The organism is Delftia tsuruhatensis (assembly GCF_903815225.1).
Taxonomy (GTDB): Bacteria; Pseudomonadota; Gammaproteobacteria; order Burkholderiales; family Burkholderiaceae_C; genus Comamonas; species Comamonas tsuruhatensis_A.
This window is the reverse complement of record NZ_LR813084.1, coordinates 3,897,831-3,918,741: the sequence shown is the minus strand read 5'-3', so window position 1 is coordinate 3,918,741 and position 20,911 is coordinate 3,897,831. Positions and strand designations below refer to the sequence as shown.

The following is a 20,911-nucleotide window of genomic DNA, read 5'->3' as shown; positions in this document are numbered from 1 at the left end:
GGCCATGTTCCTCACCATCCCCACCTTGATGACATGCACGCGGATCGTCGCGATTCCGCTGATCGTCGGGGTGTTCTATGCGCCTCTCGACGAAGCGACCCGCAACCTGGTCGCCACCGTGATGTTCATCGTGTTCGCGGCCACCGACTGGCTGGACGGCTACCTGGCGCGCAGGCTCAACCAGACCTCGGCCTTCGGTGCCTTCCTGGACCCCGTGGCCGACAAGTTCCTGGTCTGTGCATCGCTGCTGGTGCTGGTGCATCTGCAGCGCACCGATGTGTTCGTGGCCCTGATCATCATCGGCCGCGAGATCGCCATCTCGGCACTGCGCGAGTGGATGGCCCATCTGGGTGCCGGCAAGAGCGTGGCCGTTCACATGCTGGGCAAGCTCAAGACCACGGCGCAGATGGTGGCCATCCCCTTCCTGCTGTACGACGGCCGCGTGTTCGGCGTGGTCGACACCGGGGTCTGGGGCCAGGTGCTGATCTGGGTGGCGGCCGTGCTGACCGTGTGGTCCATGGTGTACTACCTGCAAAAGGCATTGCCGGAGATCCGCGCACGGGTCACGCACTGAGTGCGCCAGGGTCCCGGGAGAGGCGCTGCCGGGGGGGGGCTGGGCAGGCGCAGAGGTGCTATGTTTTTAATGGCGCTTCAGCAAGACGGGGCAAGGCCTTGCGGCGTTGCATGCGGGCGTCTTGGGAGCACATCTCAGCATTGGCAAGGCCTGCGGCGGTGCGGCGCTTTGTCAACCCTTGTCAATTCGTGAAGCCGCTAGCGTGCCTGGCCCGCAAAAAACCGGCCGCCAAGCCAAAGCTGGCGCCAAAACCGCATAGAATCGTGGCTTGTCGCTGCGATGCGCAGCGCGCATTGACACTTGGAAGGTCGATGGCTTTGATCCCAGGATGCCCACCGTCAGGTGACGTCCCGCAGCAAGCCAGATTCCGTATCCGTCGCGCCGGGTTTCTGGCCGCGCCAAGCTTGTGGCCGCAGAGACATTCCATTCACTTATTTCTCGAGAGGCATCTTGTGAATAAAACCGAACTGATTGAGCACATCGCCAACAACGCCGACATCTCCAAGGCTGCGGCTGCTCGCGCACTGGACTCCACGATTGAGGCTGTGAAGAAAACCCTCAAAAAGGGTGGTACAGTGTCGCTCGTTGGTTTTGGCACATTCGCCGTCGGCAAGCGTGCTGCTCGCACGGGCCGCAACCCCCGCACTGGCGAAACCATCAAGATCAAGGCCGCCAAGGTTCCAAAGTTCCGTCCGGGCAAGGCATTGAAGGATGCCCTGAACTGACATCAGTCAAGGTGGGGTGCTTAGCTCAGTTGGTAGAGCGGCGCCCTTACAAGGCGTAGGTCGGCGGTTCGACCCCGTCAGCACCCACCAAGAACAGAAGGCGAACGAGAGTTCGCCTTTTTTTATTTCTGCCAGTGAAAGACGACAGACCATGTTCGAATCCATCCGCAAGCATTCCAAGTTCGTGATGATCTTGTTGTTCTTGCTGATCATTCCCTCGTTCATCTTCGTGGGCGTGAACCAGAACTACTTCACCGAGTCCAGCGTCATCGTGGCGCGTGTGGACGGACATGAGATCAAGCAGGCGGACTGGGAGAACGCGCACCGCATGGAAAGCGACCGCCTGCGCGCAGAGAACCCCAACATCGACCCCAAGCTGCTCGATTCGCCGCAGGCGCGTTACGCCACGCTGGAGAAGATGGTGCGCGACCAGGTGCTGGCTGCCGCCGTGCAGAAGATGCACCTGGCTGCCTCCGATGCGCAACTGGTGCGCTCGCTGCAGGAGATCCCCGCGATTGCCGCGCTCAAGAAGCCTGACGGCACGCTGGATGCCGAGGCCTATCGCGCCCTGGTCGGATCGCAGGGCCTGACCCCCGAAGGTTTCGAGGCCAATCTGCGCCGCGAACTGTCCATGAACCAGGTGATGGGTGGCGTGACCGGCACGGCCTTCGCGACCGACACCCAGGTGCGGCAAGCCATCGATGCGCTGTACCAGCGCCGTGAAGTGCAGGTGGCGCGCTTCGACGCCAGCGCCTATGCGTCCAAGGTCCAGCCCACCGAGGCCGATCTGAAGGCCTACTATGACGCGCACACCGCCCAGTTCCAGCAGGCCGAGGAGGCCACGGTGGAGTACCTGCTGCTGGACGTTCCCGGCATCGAAGCCGGCATCACCCTGAGCGAAGAGGATGTGCGCTCCTACTACACGCAGAACCTCGAGCGCCTGTCCGGCCCCGAAGAACGCCGTGCCAGCCACATCCTGATCAATGCCACCAAGGATGCGCCGGCCGCAGAACAGGAAAAGGCCAAGGCCAGGGCCGAGGAGTTGCTGGCCGAACTGCGCAAGGACCCCAAGCGCTTCGCCGAGCTGGCCAAGGCCAACTCGCAAGACGGCGGATCCGCGGCTGCTGGTGGCGACCTGGGCTACTTTGGCCGCGGTGCCATGGTCAAGCCGTTCGAGGATGCGGCCTTCGGCATGAAGGTCGGCGACATCAGCGACGTGGTCCACAGCGATTTCGGCTACCACATCATCTCGCTGGTGGACATCAAGAAGCCCAAGGCACCGAGCTTCGAGCAGATGCGCCCCAAGCTGGAAGCCGAACTCAAGCAGCAGCAGGCGCAGCGCAAGTTCGCTGAACTGGCCGAAGGCTTCTCCAATGCCGTCTACGAGCAATCCGACAGCCTGCAGCCCGTGGCCGAGAAGTTCAAGCTTACCGTGCACAAGGCCGAGCATGTGACGCGCCAGCCCGGCCCCAATGTCAAGGGACCGTTGGCCAACCCCCGTTTCCTGGAGGTGCTGTTCTCCAGCGACTCCCTGAACAGCAAGCGCAACACCGATGCCGTGGAGCTGGGCTCCAGTCAGCTCGTCGCTGGCCGTGTGCTCGATTACACCCCGGCACGCACACTGCCCATGGCGGAAGTGGGTGACCGGCTGCGCACGCTGTACGTGGCCCAGAAGTCCGCCGAGCTGGCCAAGGCCGATGGCGAAGCCCGGCTTGCCGCCTGGAAGGCCCAGCCCGATACGGCGCAACTGCCCGCTGCCAAGGTGATCGGCCGGGACCAGCCTGAAGGCCAGCCGCGCGAAGTGGTGGATGCGGCCCTGCGTGCCTCCACGGCCCAGCTGCCGGCTTGGACGGGCGTGGATCTGGGTGCCCAGGGCTATGCCGTGCTCAGGATCAACCGCATCGTCGAGCGTCCTGCGGATGATGCGCAAACTGCCGCCGCGCAGAAACAAGATTTCCTGCGAAGCTCGGCAGTGGCAGAAGCTGTGGCATACTACGAGCTTCTCAAGAAACAGCTCAAGGTGCAGATCAAGGTCACGCGCCCCTGATGAGAGAAATTTCTAGAAAATCAGAAATTTCAAAAATCAAGCAGTTTTTTGACATATAATAGAATTCTTCTACGGTGGCTGTAGCTCAGTTGGTAGAGTCCAGGATTGTGATTCCTGTCGTCGTGGGTTCGAGTCCCATCAGCCACCCCAAATAAAAAAAGCGCCAGTGCAAATGCACTGGCGCTTTTTTCTTTTCCGATCCGCATTTCGGTGCAATGCCGTTCAAAACCGGATTTCTGGATTTCCCCCACGGCGCATGCCCTCTGCACGGCACCGCGCTCATGCCGCGTCTCCTTGCGGCTACCTCCTTTGCACGGCCCGAGGCCATCCCCCTTGCGACCCGCAGGCCTGACGAACTGCGGGTGCAGCAGGTTTGTCAGATAACGAAAATTGAAAATCTATTTTGATAGTTTTTGGCTATCGATCATTCACAATGAAAGGATGTTGAACAACACAGAGCTGTGAGGGAGGGAAAGCCGATGAAGGTGGAAAGAAAGCCCGATGCCATGCCGGGCCTGGAGGCATGCCGCGACAGTTGCCATGGTTCATGGCAGCCCGTGCCCTTGCCGGATCCGCACGCTGAAGGACAGCCGCCTGGCCCCGACATCCGACGAGCCGGCCTTGCCGGGTCGGTGGCGGGCGCGATGGTGCTGCTGGGCTGCCTGGTGGCCATGCCGTCGGCGGCCCAGGTCGCAGGAGGAACTACCGTATTCACGGTGCCCGGCGTGACCACCTATGTCGTGCCGCCGGGCACGGTGGCCTTGCAGGTCGAGGTCCGCGGTGGCGGCGGCGGCGCGGGAGGCTGGGACGATGCCAGGGGGGGGGACGGGGCCGGAGGCGCCATCGTCACAGCCATGATTGCAGTACAGGGCGGAGAGAGCGTGCATCTGGTGGTGGGCGCCGGTGGCATCGGTACGGTGCTCAACCCGTTCGGTCAGGGCGCGGCCGGCGGGGGCGCGGGCCAGCCAGGCGCCGGCGGCGCAGGAGGGGATGCCGGCTCGGTTGGCTCCAGTCCTGGCGGCAGCGGTGGTGGCGGCGCTTCCAGCCTGAGGGTGAACGGTGCCATGGTTCTTGCCGGCGGCGGTGGGGGAGGGGGCTCCAACTCGCGGATCTTCCAGAACGGTCAGTGGAATGTCCCGGCCGATTCCGCCGTCAATGCCCTGGCTCTGGGCATCCAGGATGCCGCCTGTCTCCAGATGGTCGATGGCGGTTCGGGTGAGAGTGCCGGGACAGGAGTCGATGGCAGCGGCGGTGGCGGAGGCGGTGGTGGCTACCAGGGCCAGGCCGGGCAGGGAGGCATCAGCGGCCGTGATGGAAGTCGCAACAGCGGCCCGGGAACCAGTGGCGGTTCCTGCACGCTGGAAGCCGGCCCGCACAGGATCAGCGCAGTCGGCATCTCCGAGGGCAGCAAGGCACAGGCGGATCGCTACAACAAGGCGGTTCAGCAGGAGGCCGGCGAAGACGGTCGCATCTCCATCACCGCGATAGCCGGCATCGTCCCCGGGCCTGGGCAGGCCAGGGCGATTCCCGTATTCGATGGCGCGGGATGGTTGCTGGCCACATCTGTCCTGGGCAGCCTCGGGGCCTTGCTGGCACGGCGCCGCAAAAGGCAGGTGCCCTAGCAGGCTTCCAGGTCCGTGGCGCGGTCTTGCGGCGTTGCGGGCACAGTCTAGGCCCCGTCCTTGGCCAGCATGGCCTGCGCGCCGGCCACGAACAGTCGCAGCTGCCGGTCAAAGACTTCGTCCGGGGCCTGGGCCGCCAAGGTCTGCCAGCCGCGGGCGCTGAGAGGATGGCGGGTCGGATCGGGGCCATCGCCTCCCAGTTGACCGCCTTCCGGGGCCGCCTGTTCCTCGAGCACCCAGCCGACCACGAAGCGGCTGATCGCCAGCATCAGGCCGATGGCCTGCCCAGGCTCGAAGCCGGCGCCATGCATCAGGGCCAGCTTGGCTTCCAGGGCCTCGAACTGCGCGCCATGCGGCCGAGTGCCCGCATGCAGGCGCGCGCCGTCGCGATAGGCCAGCAGGGCGCGGCGAAAGCTGTGGGCGTTGGCCACGAAGCCTTCCTGCCAGGACAGGCTGCGGTTCGGCAATGATTGCTGGTGCTGCTCCAGGATGGCCTCGTTCATGGCTGCCAGCAGTTCAGCCTTGTTCTTGAAATGCCAGTACAGCGTCGGCGACTGCACGCCCAGGCGTTCGGCCAGCCGGCGGGTGCTGAGGGCATCGATGCCCACCTCATTGAGCAGGTCCAGCGCGGCGCGCAATACGGTGTCGCGGCTCAGGCGCGGGGAAAAGGTGTCGTTCAAGGCTCTATCACTGATAGGGTGGATGTGGAATAATTGCATCTCTATCACTGCTAGAGATGCCGTATGCGCCAACCGTTGTTCGTTCTGCTTGCCATTTTGCTGATCGATGCGATCGGCCTGGGGTTGATCATGCCCATTCTTCCCGGGCTGCTGCAAGGCATGGTTCCTGGCCCGAGTGCCAGCAGCTTCCACTACGGCGCGCTGCTGGCAGTGTATGCACTGGCGCAGTTCCTGTGCGCACCGCTGCTGGGTGTGCTGAGCGATCGCCATGGCCGCCGCCGGGTGCTGCTGGTGTCCCTGGCAGGAGCCGCGCTCGATTACGTGCTGATGGCCCTGGCGCCCGACCTGGGGTGGCTCTACCTGGGACGTGTGCTCGCAGGCGTCACGGGGGCCAACATGGCGGTGGCCAGCGCCTATCTCACCGACATCACGCCGCCGCGGCAGCGTGCGGCGCGCTTCGGCCAGATGGGGGCGGCCATCGGCATGGGCTTCATTGCGGGGCCGGTGCTTGGCGGTCTGCTGGGGGACTGGTGGCTGCGGGCGCCCTTCATGCTGGCGGCGTTGCTCAACGGCGCCAACCTGATCCTGGTCTGGAGCCTGCTGCCGGAGCCGCAGCCGCAGGGCCGCACCGACCTGCCCGGGGAGCCGATGCTGGAGCCGCCACGGCAACCGGGCAGCCTCAACGCCTTTGCCGCGCTGCACGGGCTGCGAGAGCAGCCAGGCCTGGGGCCTCTCGTGGGGGTGTTCGGCGTGGTGATGCTGGCCTCCCAGTGGCCAGCCACGCTGTGGATCCTGTATGGACAGGAGCGTTTCGGCTGGAGCCTTTGGCTGGGCGGTGTGTCCTTGGCCTGCTATGGGCTGTGCCACGCGCTGGCGCAGGCTTTTGCTATCGGCCCGCTGGTCTCCCGCCTGGGTGAACTGCGCGCGCTGTTGACGGGCCTGGCCTGCGAGGCCCTGGGTCTGCTGCTGCTGGCGTTTGCCGGTGCAGGCTGGGCGCCTTTCGCGCTGCTGCCACTGTTCGCCGCAGGCGGCATGGCCGTGCCGGCCCTGCAGGCCCTGATCACGGGAAGGATCGACGCCGGACGCCAGGGCGAGATGCAAGGAACGCTGACCAGCATCACCAGCCTCATCGGCGTGGGTGGTCCCTTGCTGGTCACCTCGCTGTATGCAGTGAGCCGCAACCTGTGGCCGGGGCTGGTCTGGGCCGTGGGTGCTGCGAGCTATCTGCTGGCCTTGCCGCTCTTGCTGAGTTATCGCCGTGCCCGACGGACCCACTCCTGAGATGGATCGAAGGGCACCCGATGCAGGCCTCGGACCGCCAGCCCGCCCAGTGCCATGGACAGCAGCACCAGGGCCCACAGGCCGAGGCTGGGTATCGGAGCCGGTGCCGCCGGAGCCAGAGCGATGGCCACCATGATCGGATCATCGATCCGGCCGGGCGCAGGGTCGTTGTCCCCGGTGGCTTCGGCCGTGGAGCTGCCTGTGTTGTCCGTGACCGAGAATTCGAGGTTCGCGCCATCCATGCTTGCTGCCCACTTCACCCACCGGCCGCCCACCTGTTTGTAGATTGCAGAGCCGGGTGCCGGTTTCTCCGGTAGTGTGAGCGCCACACGCAGCACCCCGCCGCTGGTGCAGCCACTGGCCTGGAATGCGATCTGTCCGTAGGGCGCCTCGAAGCCCGGTGGTACGTCGCTGGAGTGGATGGTGCCTGCGCTGGGCGTACCCTCGAAACTGCAGTCTGCACCGGTGATCCGCATCTGTACCTGACCCCGGGGGAACTGCAGTGAGGCCGCGGTGGGCTGATAGCGGAACTGGGCTGCAGGCGCTGTGGCGCTGGTTCCTTCCGGTGTCGTGACCGACACATCCACCAGCCCCGGGGATCCGGGCGGGGCAACGGCCGTGATCCGGGTCGCACTGTCCACCGTGAAGCCGGTGGCGCTGGCCGTGCCGAATCTCACCGACGTGGCGCCGGTGAAATCGCTGCCCGTGATGACGACCGGAGTGCCGCCTCCCACCGGGCCGCGCTGGGTGGAAAGGGCTGTGATGCCGGGCAGGCCCGCATAACGGAACAGGGCTGTGCCGTTGGCGACCGAGGTGCCTCCCGGCGTGCTGACCGTCAGATCCACCGAGCCCGTGCCGGGCGGGGAGACGGCAGTGAGCTGGGTGGCGCTGATCACCGTGACATCCGTGGCAGCGTGGGCACCGAACATCACGGTGTTCGCTCCCGTCAACTGGGTACCGCTGACCGTCACCCGCGTCCCGCCAGCGCTGGGTCCCCCGGCAGGGCTGATGGCGGTGACGGAAGGCGCCGCCACGTAGGTGAACTGGTCGGCCGCGCCGGTGGTGGAGATGCCTCCAGGCGTGGTCACGGTGATATCGACCGTGCCGGCTGCCGCGGCGGCAGGGGCGGTGGCGGAGATCCGCGTATCGCCGAGGATGGTGTAGGTGGCGGGCGTGCTGCCGAAGCGCACGGCGCCGGTGGCCGCAGCGGCGGCGAAGCCGGTGCCGGTGAGCGTGACGATGGTGCCGCCTGCCGTGGGTCCGCTGGCGGGGCCGATGGCGGTGATGGACGGGCTGGCCACAAAGGTGAAGTTGCCGCTGGTGGAGGCTGCGTTGGCGCTGGTCGTCAGCTCCATGCTGACGGTCCCACCGGGATGAAGGGGCGTGATGGCCGTGATCTGGGTGTCGCTGTCCACCTGGAAGTGGGCGGCATCCACATTGCCGAATCTGATCCGGCTGGTATCCAGCAACCCGGTGCCCGTGAGTATGACGGTGGTGCCGCCGCTCGATGGGCCAGCCGCCGGCGCTGCCAGATGGACCGTTGGCAGCGCAAGGGCAACCACCTTGGCCGCAAACAGATATCCTGGAGCGGCCGTGGATGCGCCGGGGACGGTCCTGGACCCCATATAGACACCGTAGCCGGACGGTGTGTCGCAGGCGCAGTCGAAGATGATTCGGACAAATCGATTCGCGGTGACCTGATAGGCGCCGGTGAACCGGTAGACGTTGCTGCCCGAAATGTCCTGGTGGATGAACTGCTGGCAGTTCGCGGAGGCATCATCGCAGAGCCTCACGGTGGGAACAGCCGCGCCATAGGTGTCGGCAATCCGCATGGATATCTCGGAGACGACGGCGTTTGCGTCCCCCGTGCTGAACCGGAGGTACCTGGGATTGCTGGCGTTGACCCATACGTTGCCCGAGCCGGCGTCCAGGGTGTCCAGCAAGGTTCTCGGCGTGGCTGCATGGGCCTTGAGCGCGAAAATGCTGATGATGCAGAGTGCGAGAAGGATGCACAGCCATCGGCCTGCATCCATCCACGGATGACCTCTCTTGTCATTTGCCATGTTGTTCTCTTTTTCCGTTGGAAGTTTCGATGCGCAAGCCGAGTCCATTGCGAAGGGTGCAATCCGGCAGGCCCACCGTCTGGCGCATGCAACCCATGGGCGCAATGCGGCATCGACCTATCTTGCATGCCGGAGCCGCCTGTGACTTGACCGAGCGTCCGCCCAATGCTTGACCGTGCATATGGCGCCAGGCGGCCCTTTGCCGGCTGGGATCAGTGGCCCTTGCGGCTGGCGGGGAGGCAGGTGCGGCCACGCTGCCCGGCAAGGCATCGGACCACGGCGGACGACCCGCTATGCCAGCGCTCCAGGCTGGGTTTCACAGGCGTGGCGGCAAGGCAGCAGAATGCGGAACATGGAGCCACCGGAGGAGCGGTTGCTTGCCATGATGGTTCCTTCCATGGCGGCAATGATTTTCCGGCAGATGGCCAGGCCCAGCCCCGTGCCTCCTGCGCCGTCCTTGGTTTTGCTCGATTGCACGAAGGGCTGGAAGATCTTGTCGAGTTCCTGCACGGGAATGCCGGGCCCTTGGTCCAGACAGTCGATGCGGATGTTTCCCTGACCGTCCAGCATGCCCCGCACATCGATGCGTCCGCCGGACGGGGAGAACTTGATCGCATTGGCCAGTACATTGCGTATGACCTGCTGGAATCGGACGGGGTCGGCCTTGGCGATGAGGGGGGCGTCATCCAGTTGCAGGCGCAGGTCTATCTGTTTCTGGTGCTGCAGGGGCTCCAGTTCACGCACCACCGGTCGGATGAGGTTTCTGAGGTCCACGCGCTCGAGGTGGATGGTGCCCATGGTGCTTTCGAGCTTGGCCACATCGAGCAGGTCGTTGACCAGGGCCAGCATGCGCTGGCCGGCGGCATGGATGTCGCCGAACATGTCGGCCAGCTTGGGCGTGGCCTGGGCTCGCAGCTGGCCCAGTTCCGCGAATCCCATGATGGACTGCAGTGGAGTGCGCAGCTCATGGCTCATGTTGGCGACGAACTCCGATTTCACGCGCACGGCCTCCTCGGCGGCATCGCGTGCCTCCCGGGTGGCCAGCTCGGCGGCACGGAATTCACTCACGTCCACGGAGATGCTGAGCACGCCGGTGATGTGGCCCTCCGCATCCTGCACGGGCGCCTTGGAGATCTGCATGTCCCGGTAGCTGCCGTCGGCGTGGGCGACCTTGGCTTGCAGCGTCATGCGCTGTCCCGTGTGCATCACCTGGGTGTTGCCGAGCATCTGGTGGAGAGCGTCGTCGCGCGGCATGAAGCCCAGCAGATCGGCGCCCAGCACGGCGTAGCGGTTCTTGCCGAAGAAGTCTTCCCAGGCCTTGTTGACGAGCGCCACGCACTGGTTGGCATCCGTGACCAGCATGGGCAGCGGCGTGGTCTCGAACAGCAGGTGCTGGAACGCCAGCTGGGTCTGCAGTTCCTGCTGGGCTTTCCACCGGGCCGTCACGTCCACGGCGCTGCCCGCAAAGCCCACCAGCCTGCCATCGCGCATGAGCGGCACGACGGCGATGTCGCACAGCATTTCCATGCCATTGGGCAGCCGAAAGAGGGCCTGGCAGGAGCGCGGCTTGAGCGGAGCCTGGGGGTCGAGAAGCGCCTGGACCCGTGGCCGGTAGTGCTCGTCCACGATCTTGTCCAGGCCCAAACCCATGGCCTTGTCGCTGCTCTGGCCCGTGAGCTTTTCCCAGCGGGCGTTGACGAAGATCAGCAGGCCTTCGCTGTCGGTGCGAAAGATCAGCTCCTGCACGCTGCGCATGAGCACGGCCAGCTCATGTTCGCTGCGTGCGATGCGTGCCTGGGCCTGCTCCATGTCCTTCTGGGCCGATTTCTGCAGCCTGCGTGTCTTGAGCACCGAAAAGCCCAGTCCCAGCACCAGGGCCAGCAAGGCCAGTCCGGCCACGAAGAAGACGAAGGCGTCGTCACGCCAGCGTGCCACGAGGGCTGAGTAGGGCTCCTCGACGACCAGCAAGAGCGGCAGGTTGCGCACGGTGCGAAACGAGACGATCTCGCGCTCGCCCAGCATGCCCATGCCCACGTAGGAGCCGAATTCCCGGCTCGGCGCCTGGCCCCTGAACACCGGCGTCTGCAAGGCCGCTTGCGTCGTGACGCCAGCGCGCGCATTGGTGCTGGCCAGCGGCCTGCCCTCATAGGACAGCAGCACGGCCTCGTAGCTGAGCGATTCCAGTGTCGCCTGGTAGAAGTTGGCCACGGCGTCGGGGTTGATCAAGGCCACCAGCAGGCCGCGCGTCCCGTCGTCGTACTCCAGGCCCAGTGCATAGGGAAGAAAGGCGATTCCCCGGGGCGTGGCCTTTTCGGCATGCGCCAGGGCCGCCAGGCCACGGCCGGGGACCAGCCCGCCGAGCTGGGCCTTGCCCGGGGCCGGTATCTTCAGCGGCTGGCCCAGCAACTGCGGCATTGGTATCGGCAGGCCCACCTCGTCGGCCCGGGTACTGGCCAGGACGCGGCCTTGCGCATCCAGCAAGGCCATGCCGCGCATGAAAGGCAACTGGGCGACGGTCTGCGCCATGGCGGCCTCGCGTGTGGCCTGCTGGCCATCGTGTGCACGGATGACGGGATTGTTGGCAAGGCTGGACAGGGCGACTTCGCTGGTCTCGAAAGTCTTTGCCGTCTGGTCTTCCAGAACCCGTGCCAGCAGCGTTGCCTGCGTCCGGCTCTGCTCCGCCTGGACATGCAGCTGGTTCCAGACATACAGCACCAGGCCGCCCAGCACGCAAAGCGCGAAGGTCAGTATCAGCGCCTTGGCATGGGCGCTGCGCCGTGTGCCCATGAAGCGATGTGCCGCGGCTCGGTGGGGCATGGTCATACTCCCTCCAAAGGGTTCAGGGTGCGACGAGCGGTGTCAGCGCATTGTTGCGTGCGGCCCGGGCCAGGCGTCCATCATGCTTGATGTCCGAGACGAACTGATCCAGCCGCTCCAGCCATTGCGCATCGCCGGGTCGAACGGCATAGCCATAGGGCAGGACATGGAATGGCCTGGGCGGTGCGATCAACTGGGCCCAGTCCGAACTGTCGAGCAGTTTGCGGCTGTAGGGATAGTCGGTCATGAAAACGTCCACGCGTCCCGCCATCAGCTCCTTTTCCCGGGTCTGCGGCGGGCCGATGGCGATGATCTGCGCATGCTTGAGCGTATCGCGCATGACCGGCTCCATGAACGTGCCCCGCTGCACGGCCACCTGCACGCCGGGCCTGTCGATGTCCTCCCAGGACTGCACGGCCGGATTGCTCTTGGTGGTGATGCCATAGATGTCGCTGCTCATGTAAGGCTGCGTGAAACGCAGTTGCTGCTGGCGCTGGGGCAGCATGCCCACGGCGAACATGGCCACGTCGCAGCGGGACTCCAGCAGATCGGGCACGAGCCGGGAAAAGGAGGAGTCCACGTGCTGCAGGCGAACCCCGAGATCCTTGGCCAGTTCCGCCGAGAGCTCCGCATCCATGCCCTGCAGCCTGCCCGATCGAGGATCGCGGAAGGTGATCCCATAGTATTCAGGCCAGATGCAAACGCGTACCTCCCCACTGGTGCGCACGCGCTCGAGTACCGCGCCCGCCCGGCCGGGGCCGGGCCACAGGGCCAGCATGGAAACCAGGGCGGCCCCAGCCAGCAGGCCGGCGTGGGCCGGGCGAGCCGTTGGGGCGCCCCCTTGCGGAAGTGGTGTGAGTGAGGCAGGCATGGCGTGTCCTCTCAAGGGGTGTCGATCAGGTCTGCAAAGCTGGGTGATTGTCGTGTCAAGGCACGGCGGAGTCCGTCGAGTTCCTCGATGTGCTCCATGAATGCGTCGACGATCTGCGGATCCAGCGCCTTGCCGCGCTCGGACTCGATCATGGCCAAGGCCTTGTCCAGAGCGAATGCCGGACGGTAGACCCGGTCCATGGTCAGCGCGTCGAAGACGTCCACGATGGAGGTGATGCGGGCCGACAGCGGGATGTCGTGGCCCGACAGGCCCTGGATGTAGCCCTTGCCGTCGAAGCGCTCATGGTGGAAGGACGCGATCTCGGCAGCCATGCGGAACACGGGAATGCGCGACTGGCCCAGCAGCCTGCCGCCGATCTCCGTATGCCGGTTCATGATGGCGCGCTCTTCTGCCGTCAGGGCGCCCCTTTTCTTGAGGATGGCGTCGGGGATGCCCACCTTGCCGATGTCGTGCATGGGGGCGGCCTTGCGCAGCAGGCTGGCGTAGTCGGGGCGGCAGCCCAGGTGCAGGGCCAGGGCCTCGGCCAGGTAGCCGATGCGGATGATGTGCGAGCCCGTGTCATCGTCTTTCAACTCCGCCGTCATGGCCAGGCGCAGCAAGGTTTCATGGTGCGCACGCGTCACTTCCTTGAGCAGGTCGTTGCGTTCGCGGTACATGCGGCCGAAGTCATGGAGGAATTGCTCCATCTGCTCGAAGGCGGCCGGATCGAAGCGCCGCGCCTCGGTGCCGGGCATGGCGGCCTGCCACTGGCTCATCGCAGGCTCCCGCTCAGGCAGTCGATGGTCTCCAGCAGCTTGAGTGTGCTGAAGGGCTTGACCAGGTACTCGTCCGCCCCCGCCTGCAAGCCGGCTTCCCGGTCCTCGGCGCTGCCGCGCGCCGTGAGCAGGATGACCAGGGTGTGATCCATCTCGGGGCTGCTCTTGATGCGGCTGCACACCTCGAGTCCGCCCAGCGTGCCGGGCATCATGACATCCAGCAACACGATGTCCGGATGCATCCTCTGCGCACGGTCCCAGGCTTCATCGCCATTGGTCGCCTCGAAGACTTCGAAGTCGCTGAACTCCAGCGTCATCCGCAGCAGCTTGCGGATGTCGGCGTGGTCCTCGACGATGAGAATTTTTTTCATGGAACGCCTTTCGCGGAGCAGATGCGGCTTTGAATGATGATGTGCGTATCATAGGTATCAAATTAATCAAATTATTATTGAATTTTTCAATTGGTTTTGCTGCAAAATTGCGAACATGTCCAAGACCAACCCTCCACCCGATCAGATTCCCCACTACACCACGGCCGAGGTGGCCAGCCTGCTGGGGATGGCAGTGCGTTCGGTGCAACTGATGGTGGACCGCGGAGAGCTCCAGGCCTGGAAGACCCCGGGAGGGCACCGCCGCATCACCAGGGACTCGGTGGAGCAGTGGCGCGCACGCCAGTCGGGTGGTGGTGTCATCGCTGGCGCTGTGCCCGCTCCGGCCCTGCCTGTCCCTGCGCCTGTGGCAATGGAAGGGGCGGCATCGCCGGGGCGGCCGAAGGTGCTGCTGATCGAGGATTCCGTGCATTTCCAGAACCTGATCAGGCTGCTGGTGGAGCGCCATTTCCCCGAGGTGCAGCTGCATGTGGCGCATGACGGCATCACCGGCATGGCGCTGTACGGCCAGATCCAGCCCCAGGTGCTGCTGGTCGACATACTGCTTCCCGATATCGATGGAGCCGCCCTGATCACCACCTTGCGCACGCATGCGCAGTTTGCCCACAGCAAGCTGCTGGTGATCACTTCCCTGGATCCCGCCGAGCGTGAGGCCTATTCCTTCGCACTCAGCGGGGTGCCGGTGATCCACAAGCCGCAACTGGTGCAACTGTTGCCCCCGATCCTGAAGGAGCTGCTGGAGGACCCGGTGCCATGAGCCCGGCCCCGGCCCATGTCCTGCTGGTGGAGGACGACCCGTCCATCGCGCGCTTCGTGGCCATGGTGCTCGATGAGATGCCTCTGGTGCTGACGGTCAGCACGAGCGCGGAGGATGCGTTGGAGAAGATGCTCGCGGCAGGGGGCGGGCCGGCGTTTTCACTGCTGATCACCGATCTCATGCTGCCGGGCATGTCCGGGGTGGAGCTGATCGAGCGGCTGAACCAGTCGTGCCGCGGCAGCGTGCCTACCGTGGTGTTCAGTGCGGGCGTCGACCCTGAAATGCAGCAGCGCCTCGAGTCCCTGCAGGTGCTGCGCATCTTGCGCAAGCCGGTGTCCGTGGCGCAACTGCTGGAATGCGTGGGGTCTGCCCTGCAGGCGCCTGAATCGCTGCCCGGAGCAGGGGCGGCAACTGCCCAGGCACCTCAGGATCGCGCGGCCGTCGATGCCTTCTTCGAGGGCGATGCCGTGCTCTTTCTCAGCTATCGGGCCGCCTGCCTGGCCCAGATGCCGCTGGATCTGGCGCAAGGGCAGCACCTGCTGGATGCGCGCGAGGCGGCGGGGTTGCGCCGGCTGGCCCACAGCCTCAAGAGCGTGCTGCGCATGCTGGGCAGGGCGCCGCTTGCAGACGCAGCCCAGGTGCTGGAGCAGATGTGCCTGCAGCAGGACTGGGAAGGGGCACAGGGGCAGTGGCAGTGGCTGCAGGCGCAGCTGCGGCGGCTCATGGAGGACGGCGCCACGGCCTGAAGGGTGCCGCAGCGTCACCCTGCATACGGATCAGAAGGCTTCCCATTCGCCGGCTTCCGCGTCCACGGCGGTCTTGGCCACCGGATGTGTCGACACGGTCTTTCTCGTGGCGCGGGCGGCCGGCAGAGGAGGGGCGACGTCCGCCTGCATGGGCCGCCTGGATGGCTGGCGGGGCGCGGCGGGCTCGGGTGGCACCATGGCGCGCTGTGGCGCCTGTGCCGCCAGCGTGAACGTGGCGACGACCTGGGCGAGAACGTCGGCCTGCTGCTTGAGGCTGCCCGCCGCTGCCGTGCTCTGCTCCACCAGCGCCGCGTTCTGTTGCGTGACCTGGTCGAGCTGGTTGACGGCTTCACCGATCTGGCGGATGCCCAATGCCTGCTGGTGGGAGGCGCTGGCGATCTCGCCGATCATGGTATCCACGCTGCGGACCTGCTCCACGATGCGTTCCATCTGTTCGCCGGCCTTGGCCGCGATCTGCGCACCCTCGCCGACCTTGCTCAGGTTGGCTGCAATCAGGTCCTTGATTTCGCGTGCCGCCGTCGCCGAACGCTGTGCCAGCGTACGTACCTCGGCCGCAACGACCGCGAAGCCCCGGCCCTGCTCGCCTGCCCGCGCCGCTTCCACGGCGGCATTCAGGGCCAGGATATTGGTCTGGAAGGCGATGCCGTCGATGACATTGGTGATGTCCGCGATGCTGCGGGACGCGGCCGTGATCTCCTCCATGGTCTGCACCACATGCTGCACGGATGCGCCCCCTTCGGTCGCCGACCGGGAGGCGGACGATGCGACCTGGTTGGCCTGCTGGGCCGTTTCCGCATTGGTGCGCACGGTCGCCGTCAACTGCTCCAGCGAGGCGGCCGTCTCCTCCAGGCTGCTTGCTTGCTGCTCCGTGCGCTGGCTCAGGTCCAGGCTGCCGGCCGCGATTTCACCCGACCCCGTGGCGATGCTGTCGCTGCCTTGGCGTACCTGGGAAATCAGCGCGGCGAGCCTGTGGCTCATATCCTGCATGGCGCCCAGCAGCGCGGCGGGCTCGTCGTGCCCCTGTACCTGCAGGGAGGTGGTCAGATCACCGTCTGCGACGGTCCGGGCCACGGCGACGGCGCGGTGCAGAGGTTGGGTGATGGAGCGCGTGATGGACCATGCCAGCGCGATGCCCGTCAGCACGGCAGCGGCGATGACCCCGGCGAGCTGGTACAGGGCCTTGTGGTAGTCCGCCTGTGACTGGCTGGTGGCGGACTCTCCGCCAGCGATGTTGAGCTTGGTGGATTCCAGAACCGCCGTCAGCAGTTCAGCGAAAGCCTCTGTCGTCGGTCCGAGGGCCATCTCCTTCGCCCGGCTGGCCTGTTCCGCACCTGCGTTCGACAGCGCCAGCTGCTTCTGGTTCAGGGCGGAAAAGCTCTGCCAGCGTGCGACCAGGGTCTGGTACATGGCGCGTTCCTCATCGGAGGAGACGAGCTTTTCATAGGTGGCCAGTTGCTGGGGCAGCGCCGTGCTGCTGGTGCGCGTGATCGACGACTCCAGGGCCTGGCGGGCGGCTGGTGTGTCGACCAACGCATGCTGCAGGCTGAGGCGACGTATTTCGTTGGAGGTGGCCCGGATGTTGGCGAGTGCCTGGACACTGGGCAACCAGTTGGAGCCCAGCTCGTTGGCGTTGAACTGCACGCGTCCCAGTTGGATGACACCGATGGCGCCCACCAGGGCTTGCAGCGCAAGCATGACGAGGAAGGCCAGGCCCAGGCGGGCCCCGATGGAGATGCGACGAAGAACCATGATGTGTCCAGTTCCTGCGGGGTTGGGAAGTTAAAATGATTAATTTGATTTAAATGATAGATGTTGTGGCTGATTTTTGATGATCAATAGGAAAAAATGTAGTATTTGCTAATTTCTATAGCAATCTACCTATTGGTGTGCAGTGGTGCCGGGGATGGCGCAGGCCGTCCCGCCAGGCTGGTGTTGCTGCCAGGCGGGAGGTCGGTGCTCCGTTCGTGGAGCGATGGCTACCGGGCGGCCAGCCAGTTGTTGCCCGCCGCCCACTGGCGGGCCCATCCGGGCAGCTGCCCTGCCGGCATGGGCATGGCAATGCCGTAGCCCTGGGCGTGATGGCAGCCCATGTCCAGCAGTCGCCGGGCGTGTTCTCGTGTCTCCACGCCTTCGGCCACCGCTTGCAGCTTGAAGGTGGTGGCCAGATGGATGACGCTTTCCACGATGCTGAGGTCATCGGAGTCGCTCAGCATGTCGCGGATGAAGCTCTGGTCTATCTTGATGACTTGTACTGGCAGCTTGCGCAGGTAGGTCAGAGAGGAGTAGCCGGTACCGAAGTCATCCAGTGCGAAGCCCACACCCGCTCGTCGGCAGCAGTGGAGCACTTCGATGGCCTGTTCCAGGTCGGCCAGCGCGGCGCTTTCCAGGATTTCCAGTTCGATGCGCTGGGCGGGCAGGTCGGGGTAGCGCGCCAGTACCTGTTCCAGCCGGTTGCAAAAGCCCGGAGCCAGCAGTTGACCGGCACCGACATTGATGCTGACCTGGATGTCCAGCCCCTGAGCGGCCCACGCCGCCGCCTGGGCAATGGCCTCGTCAATGATCCACTGGCCCAGAGGCAGTTCCAGCTCGCTGCCCGTGATGAATGACAGAAACTCCGCTGGCGCCTTGAGGCCATGGCCAGGGTCCTGCCAGCGCAGCAGGGCCTCCACGCCCAGCAGCCGGCCGGTGGCCAGTTCCACCTTGGGCTGATAGTGCAACTGGAACTGCTGCTGCTCCAGCGCTGTCCGCAGGCGGCCGGTCTGCAGGCGATGGGCCTGTGCCCTGCGGTCATGCTCCGGGTCGAAGAGGTGGTAGCGGTTCTTTCCTGCCAGCTTGGCCTGGCACATGGCCTGGTCCGCATGGCGCAGCAGCGTGTCCGGGGTCGCGTGGTCGTCAGGGTAGAAGCACACGCCAATGCTCGCACTGGTCGCCACGCTGGTGCCGTCCACGGTGACGGGCCGGCTGGCGGCTTGCAGTATGCGCTCCAGCACCGAGGGGCATTCCCGTACGGACTCCAGATTCTGGAGCAGCAGCACGAACTCGTCGCCGCCCAGGCGCGCCAGGGTATCGTCGCCGTGCAGTACGGCCTTCAGGTGCTCGGCCACTCCGATGAGAAACCTGTCGCCTGCGCCGTGGCCGAGCCTGTCATTGATTTCCTTGAAACCATCCAGGTCGATGAAGCACACGGCAAGGGATTTGCTGCTGGCCGATGCGCGCAACACGGCCTTGTCCAGTCGCTCCACCAGCAGGCGCCTGCCGGGCAGCCCGGTCAGGGCGTCGTAGTAGATTGCTCTGTCCAGCGCGGCCTCATGGGCCTTGAGTTCACTGATGTCGGTGAACACGCCGATGTAGTGCTGCACGGCTCCGTCGCTGCCGCGGGCGACCGAAATGGATAGCAGTTGTGCGTAGATCTCGCCCGATTTGCGGCGATTCCAGATTTCGCCGCTCCAGAAGCCCGCGCGGTCGATGTCCTGCCACATCTGCTGGTAGAACCGGGGACCGTGAACCCCCGATGAGAGCGCCCTGGGCGTTTTCCCGAGCACTTCCTCCAGGGTGTAACCGGTGATCCGCGAAAACGCGGGATTGACTCTGCTGATGTGCCTGGCAGGGGAGACGATCATGATCCCCTGGTGGCTGCTTTCGAAAACAATCGCGGCCTGGGCCAGTTCCCGCTCGGAGGTTTTCCGGGCAGTGATGTCGTGTGATATCCCGAACAATCCCGATTGCTGTCCTCTGGCATTGAGAACAGGGCCCTTTGTCACGAGGAAGTCCAGCGCCTGGCCATTCCCGGTTTCCACATGTTCTTCGTGTGTACTCGTGTGCCCTGCGTGAAGAATTGCCCGATCCATGTCCATGATTCGTCGTGCCGTTTCCTCAGGGAAGATATCGGAATCGCTTTTTCCCAGAAGTTCCTCGATGGGCCGGCCTACATATCTGGCTGCCGCCTCATTGGCGAGCAGGTAGCGGCCCTGCATGTCCTTCACATAGATCGCATCGGACGTCCCCGAGATCACGGAGTCCAGCAATTGGCGCCGGAATTCGGATTGCCGCAAAGAGTGTTGCAGGGATTCCACCAGAAGGCTGACGATCACTCCGTTGAGCGCCACGATGGCGAGATGGACACGATCTTGGGCAGCGGACACATACAGGCTGAACAAGGGTTCCATGGCCAGTTGGTCCATGCCCAGGACGGATGCAGCCGTTGCCAGCAGCCCGGGGCCGAGTCCGCCGACCAGGGCGCCGAGCAGCACGGGAAGCATGAACAGAATGGCCAGGGAGCGTTCGCCGAAATGGCCGACCAAGGGTTCACGCACAGCCAGGGCTGCAATGCTCAAGGCCGCTGCGAACAGATAGGCGGCCCAGCGGGGAATCCGGTGGCCGCCGTGTGACCTGACCCTGCCTTCCACTATTTCCGGCGGAACGAAATGGAGTGCGAAGTACAGCAGAAATACGGTGGCCGAGACAAAGAAGATTCCCTTCGCCGTCGAAATCGCGCTGATATCAGAATCTCCTGCCAAGGCAAACAGCAGCTTGTCAGACAAGATGATCCACGCCACAGACAGCATTCCGTAGGTGGCGGTAATGAGCCATATGAAGCGGCTTCGTGCCGATCGGAGCATAAGCGGCCTGGTGAATCCAAGGATCTGGGGGCAGGGCAGACGATAGCGCGCTGTGGATGTTTTGATTCTTGGGATTTTTCAAATGCTGGTCAAGCCGCATTTGTGTTTTCCATTCCCCGACCATGCGACATGGCCAGGCACATGCGTGGTGTTGCCAATTTCCCGCTGCCAGTCCTCTGTTGGCGATGGAGCGATACGGCCTGTCTGCGCCTGCGGGCCCTGTTTGCGCACCGCAGCCCTTCCTGCTTGCCGCCAGGTTGGGGTGGGGCCTTGGCTGCAACCGCCTGCGCTTCAAGCGCAAAACGGGCGCAGTCCTTGTGGCAGAAATTTGTAACCTGCGGTTGCATGCTTACCAAATTCGGGTATGATTTTTTCAAATTGATCATTTTTATTCGATGAAAGTGATGCGCCATGAACACAGCGACCCCTAGACAATCCTCCGTGCAGTGGCTTGCGTTCCATGTGGATGGCGTGGAGTACGGCATCGATCTGCTGCAGGTGCAGGAAATCCAGTCCTACCAAGCCCCCGCGCGCATCGCCAATGCCGCGGCGTACTGCAACGGCGTGCTGGACCTGCGCGGCGAGGTGGTGCCGGTGATCGACCTGCGCCTCAGGCTGGGCCTGCAAGCCAGACCCTATGACGCTTGCACGGTGACGATCGTGCTGCGCCTGCCGCAGGGCGTGGTGGGCATGGTGGTCGAGAGCGTCACCGACGTGGTCACCCTGGAGCCAGGGCACCTGAGAGCCGTGCCCGCGATGCGGGGTTGCATCGCGGGGGATTGCCTGCTGGCCATGGCAGTGCTGGACAAACGTTCCCTGCTGCTGGTCGATGCCTGCAGGTTGATGGACATGAGCGCAGCCGGCCTGGCTGCCGCAGTGCCTGCCGTTCACCACTCTTTCCCCGCCTTCCCCAACGCCTGAAA

General features: G+C 64.8%; 16 protein-coding genes and 2 tRNA genes. 10 read left to right on the top strand and 8 right to left on the bottom strand.

What is annotated here, in order from left to right; all coding sequences use genetic code 11:
* Window positions 1-4 precede the first annotated feature (4 nt).
* The 6 genes from pgsA to L1Z78_RS27995 all read left to right on the top strand — a co-directional run bounded on the left by pgsA (window position 5) and on the right by L1Z78_RS27995 (window position 4,968).
* Window positions 5-574 carry a CDP-diacylglycerol--glycerol-3-phosphate 3-phosphatidyltransferase gene (pgsA, locus tag L1Z78_RS17715; RefSeq protein ID WP_234637696.1) on the top strand — a complete coding sequence of 190 codons (570 nt, stop codon included), beginning with the start codon at window positions 5-7 and terminating at the stop codon, window positions 572-574.
* Between the two features lie 452 nt (window positions 575-1,026).
* Window positions 1,027-1,299, top strand: coding sequence for an HU family DNA-binding protein (locus L1Z78_RS17710; RefSeq protein ID WP_012204727.1), 273 nt, complete (start codon window positions 1,027-1,029; stop codon window positions 1,297-1,299).
* A gap of 14 nt (window positions 1,300-1,313) precedes the next feature.
* Window positions 1,314-1,389 (top strand) — tRNA-Val (locus L1Z78_RS17705).
* A 61-nt stretch (window positions 1,390-1,450) separates the two neighbouring features.
* A complete protein-coding gene (locus L1Z78_RS17700) occupies window positions 1,451-3,346 on the top strand; it encodes a SurA N-terminal domain-containing protein (protein ID WP_234637695.1) in 1,896 nt (631 codons plus the stop codon).
* Between the two features lie 74 nt (window positions 3,347-3,420).
* Window positions 3,421-3,496 (top strand) — tRNA-His (locus tag L1Z78_RS17695).
* Between the two features lie 329 nt (window positions 3,497-3,825).
* On the top strand, window positions 3,826-4,968 hold the full coding sequence (locus L1Z78_RS27995) for a hypothetical protein (protein WP_267966984.1): 1,143 nt from the start codon (window positions 3,826-3,828) through the stop codon (window positions 4,966-4,968).
* Between the two features lie 47 nt (window positions 4,969-5,015).
* Here the strand turns inward: L1Z78_RS27995 and L1Z78_RS17685 are convergent, their stop codons facing one another.
* Window positions 5,016-5,648, bottom strand: coding sequence for a TetR/AcrR family transcriptional regulator C-terminal domain-containing protein (locus L1Z78_RS17685; protein WP_234637694.1), 633 nt, complete (start codon window positions 5,646-5,648; stop codon window positions 5,016-5,018).
* A gap of 63 nt (window positions 5,649-5,711) precedes the next feature.
* Between L1Z78_RS17685 and L1Z78_RS17680 the strand changes: the two genes are divergently transcribed.
* A complete protein-coding gene (locus tag L1Z78_RS17680) occupies window positions 5,712-6,929 on the top strand; it encodes a TCR/Tet family MFS transporter (protein WP_234637693.1) in 1,218 nt (405 codons plus the stop codon).
* Here the strand turns inward: L1Z78_RS17680 and L1Z78_RS17675 are convergent.
* From L1Z78_RS17675 to L1Z78_RS17655, 5 genes are all read right to left on the bottom strand, one after another.
* The gene (locus tag L1Z78_RS17675; protein ID WP_234637692.1) at window positions 6,899-8,992 is read right to left on the bottom strand and encodes an IPT/TIG domain-containing protein; all 2,094 of its coding nucleotides are present in this window, start codon (window positions 8,990-8,992) and stop codon (window positions 6,899-6,901) included. The genes L1Z78_RS17680 and L1Z78_RS17675 overlap by 31 nt on opposite strands.
* Window positions 8,993-9,283: 291 nt before the next feature.
* Window positions 9,284-11,809, bottom strand: a complete 2,526-nt coding sequence (locus tag L1Z78_RS17670) for a PAS domain S-box protein (protein ID WP_234637691.1) — start codon at window positions 11,807-11,809, stop codon at window positions 9,284-9,286.
* A 22-nt stretch (window positions 11,810-11,831) separates the two neighbouring features.
* A complete protein-coding gene (locus L1Z78_RS17665; RefSeq protein WP_234642201.1) occupies window positions 11,832-12,587 on the bottom strand; it encodes an ABC transporter substrate-binding protein in 756 nt (251 codons plus the stop codon).
* A gap of 104 nt (window positions 12,588-12,691) precedes the next feature.
* Entirely contained in the window at window positions 12,692-13,456 is a 765-nt protein-coding gene (locus L1Z78_RS17660; protein ID WP_234637690.1) for an HD-GYP domain-containing protein, read from the bottom strand.
* Window positions 13,453-13,827 carry a response regulator transcription factor gene (locus L1Z78_RS17655; RefSeq protein ID WP_234637689.1) on the bottom strand — a complete coding sequence of 125 codons (375 nt, stop codon included), beginning with the start codon at window positions 13,825-13,827 and terminating at the stop codon, window positions 13,453-13,455. The genes L1Z78_RS17660 and L1Z78_RS17655 overlap by 4 nt, the downstream gene beginning before the upstream one ends.
* A gap of 115 nt (window positions 13,828-13,942) precedes the next feature.
* Here L1Z78_RS17655 and L1Z78_RS17650 point away from each other — a divergent pair, with 115 nt between their 5' ends.
* The gene (locus tag L1Z78_RS17650) at window positions 13,943-14,602 is read left to right on the top strand and encodes a helix-turn-helix domain-containing protein (protein WP_234637688.1); all 660 of its coding nucleotides are present in this window, start codon (window positions 13,943-13,945) and stop codon (window positions 14,600-14,602) included.
* Window positions 14,599-15,348 carry a response regulator gene (locus L1Z78_RS17645; protein WP_234637687.1) on the top strand — a complete coding sequence of 250 codons (750 nt, stop codon included), beginning with the start codon at window positions 14,599-14,601 and terminating at the stop codon, window positions 15,346-15,348. Before L1Z78_RS17650 ends, L1Z78_RS17645 begins: the two co-directional genes overlap by 4 nt.
* A 30-nt stretch (window positions 15,349-15,378) precedes the next feature.
* On the opposite strand, the gene L1Z78_RS17640 is transcribed toward L1Z78_RS17645, so the two are convergent.
* Both L1Z78_RS17640 and L1Z78_RS17635 read right to left on the bottom strand, forming a co-directional pair.
* Entirely contained in the window at window positions 15,379-17,118 is a 1,740-nt protein-coding gene (locus L1Z78_RS17640; protein ID WP_234637686.1) for a methyl-accepting chemotaxis protein, read from the bottom strand.
* 227 nt (window positions 17,119-17,345) lie between these two features.
* The gene (locus tag L1Z78_RS17635; protein ID WP_234637685.1) at window positions 17,346-19,988 is read right to left on the bottom strand and encodes a putative bifunctional diguanylate cyclase/phosphodiesterase; all 2,643 of its coding nucleotides are present in this window, start codon (window positions 19,986-19,988) and stop codon (window positions 17,346-17,348) included.
* A 411-nt stretch (window positions 19,989-20,399) separates the two neighbouring features.
* On the opposite strand from L1Z78_RS17635, the gene L1Z78_RS17630 reads away from it, so the two are divergent.
* Window positions 20,400-20,909, top strand: a complete 510-nt coding sequence (locus L1Z78_RS17630) for a chemotaxis protein CheW (RefSeq protein WP_234637684.1) — start codon at window positions 20,400-20,402, stop codon at window positions 20,907-20,909.
* The last annotated feature ends 2 nt before the right edge of the window (window positions 20,910-20,911 follow it).

What these genes read in the sequence shown, in the direction of transcription:
- L1Z78_RS27995 (WP_267966984.1), top strand. Translation starts at nt 3,826, where the DNA reads ATGAAGGTGGAAAGAAAGCCCGATGCCATGCCGGGCCTGGAGGCATGC.
- L1Z78_RS17630 (WP_234637684.1), top strand. Translation starts at nt 20,400, where the DNA reads ATGAACACAGCGACCCCTAGACAATCCTCCGTGCAGTGGCTTGCGTTC.
- L1Z78_RS17670 (WP_234637691.1), bottom strand. Translation starts at nt 11,809, where the DNA reads ATGCCCCACCGAGCCGCGGCACATCGCTTCATGGGCACACGGCGCAGC.
- L1Z78_RS17640 (WP_234637686.1), bottom strand. Translation starts at nt 17,118, where the DNA reads ATGGTTCTTCGTCGCATCTCCATCGGGGCCCGCCTGGGCCTGGCCTTC.
- L1Z78_RS17665 (WP_234642201.1), bottom strand. Translation starts at nt 12,587, where the DNA reads ATGCTGGCCCTGTGGCCCGGCCCCGGCCGGGCGGGCGCGGTACTCGAG.
- L1Z78_RS17650 (WP_234637688.1), top strand. Translation starts at nt 13,943, where the DNA reads ATGTCCAAGACCAACCCTCCACCCGATCAGATTCCCCACTACACCACG.
- L1Z78_RS17700 (WP_234637695.1), top strand. Translation starts at nt 1,451, where the DNA reads ATGTTCGAATCCATCCGCAAGCATTCCAAGTTCGTGATGATCTTGTTG.
- pgsA (WP_234637696.1), top strand. Translation starts at nt 5, where the DNA reads ATGTTCCTCACCATCCCCACCTTGATGACATGCACGCGGATCGTCGCG.
- L1Z78_RS17680 (WP_234637693.1), top strand. Translation starts at nt 5,712, where the DNA reads ATGCGCCAACCGTTGTTCGTTCTGCTTGCCATTTTGCTGATCGATGCG.
- L1Z78_RS17675 (WP_234637692.1), bottom strand. Translation starts at nt 8,992, where the DNA reads ATGGCAAATGACAAGAGAGGTCATCCGTGGATGGATGCAGGCCGATGG.
- L1Z78_RS17635 (WP_234637685.1), bottom strand. Translation starts at nt 19,988, where the DNA reads ATGCTCCGATCGGCACGAAGCCGCTTCATATGGCTCATTACCGCCACC.
- L1Z78_RS17660 (WP_234637690.1), bottom strand. Translation starts at nt 13,456, where the DNA reads ATGAGCCAGTGGCAGGCCGCCATGCCCGGCACCGAGGCGCGGCGCTTC.
- L1Z78_RS17645 (WP_234637687.1), top strand. Translation starts at nt 14,599, where the DNA reads ATGAGCCCGGCCCCGGCCCATGTCCTGCTGGTGGAGGACGACCCGTCC.
- L1Z78_RS17655 (WP_234637689.1), bottom strand. Translation starts at nt 13,827, where the DNA reads ATGAAAAAAATTCTCATCGTCGAGGACCACGCCGACATCCGCAAGCTG.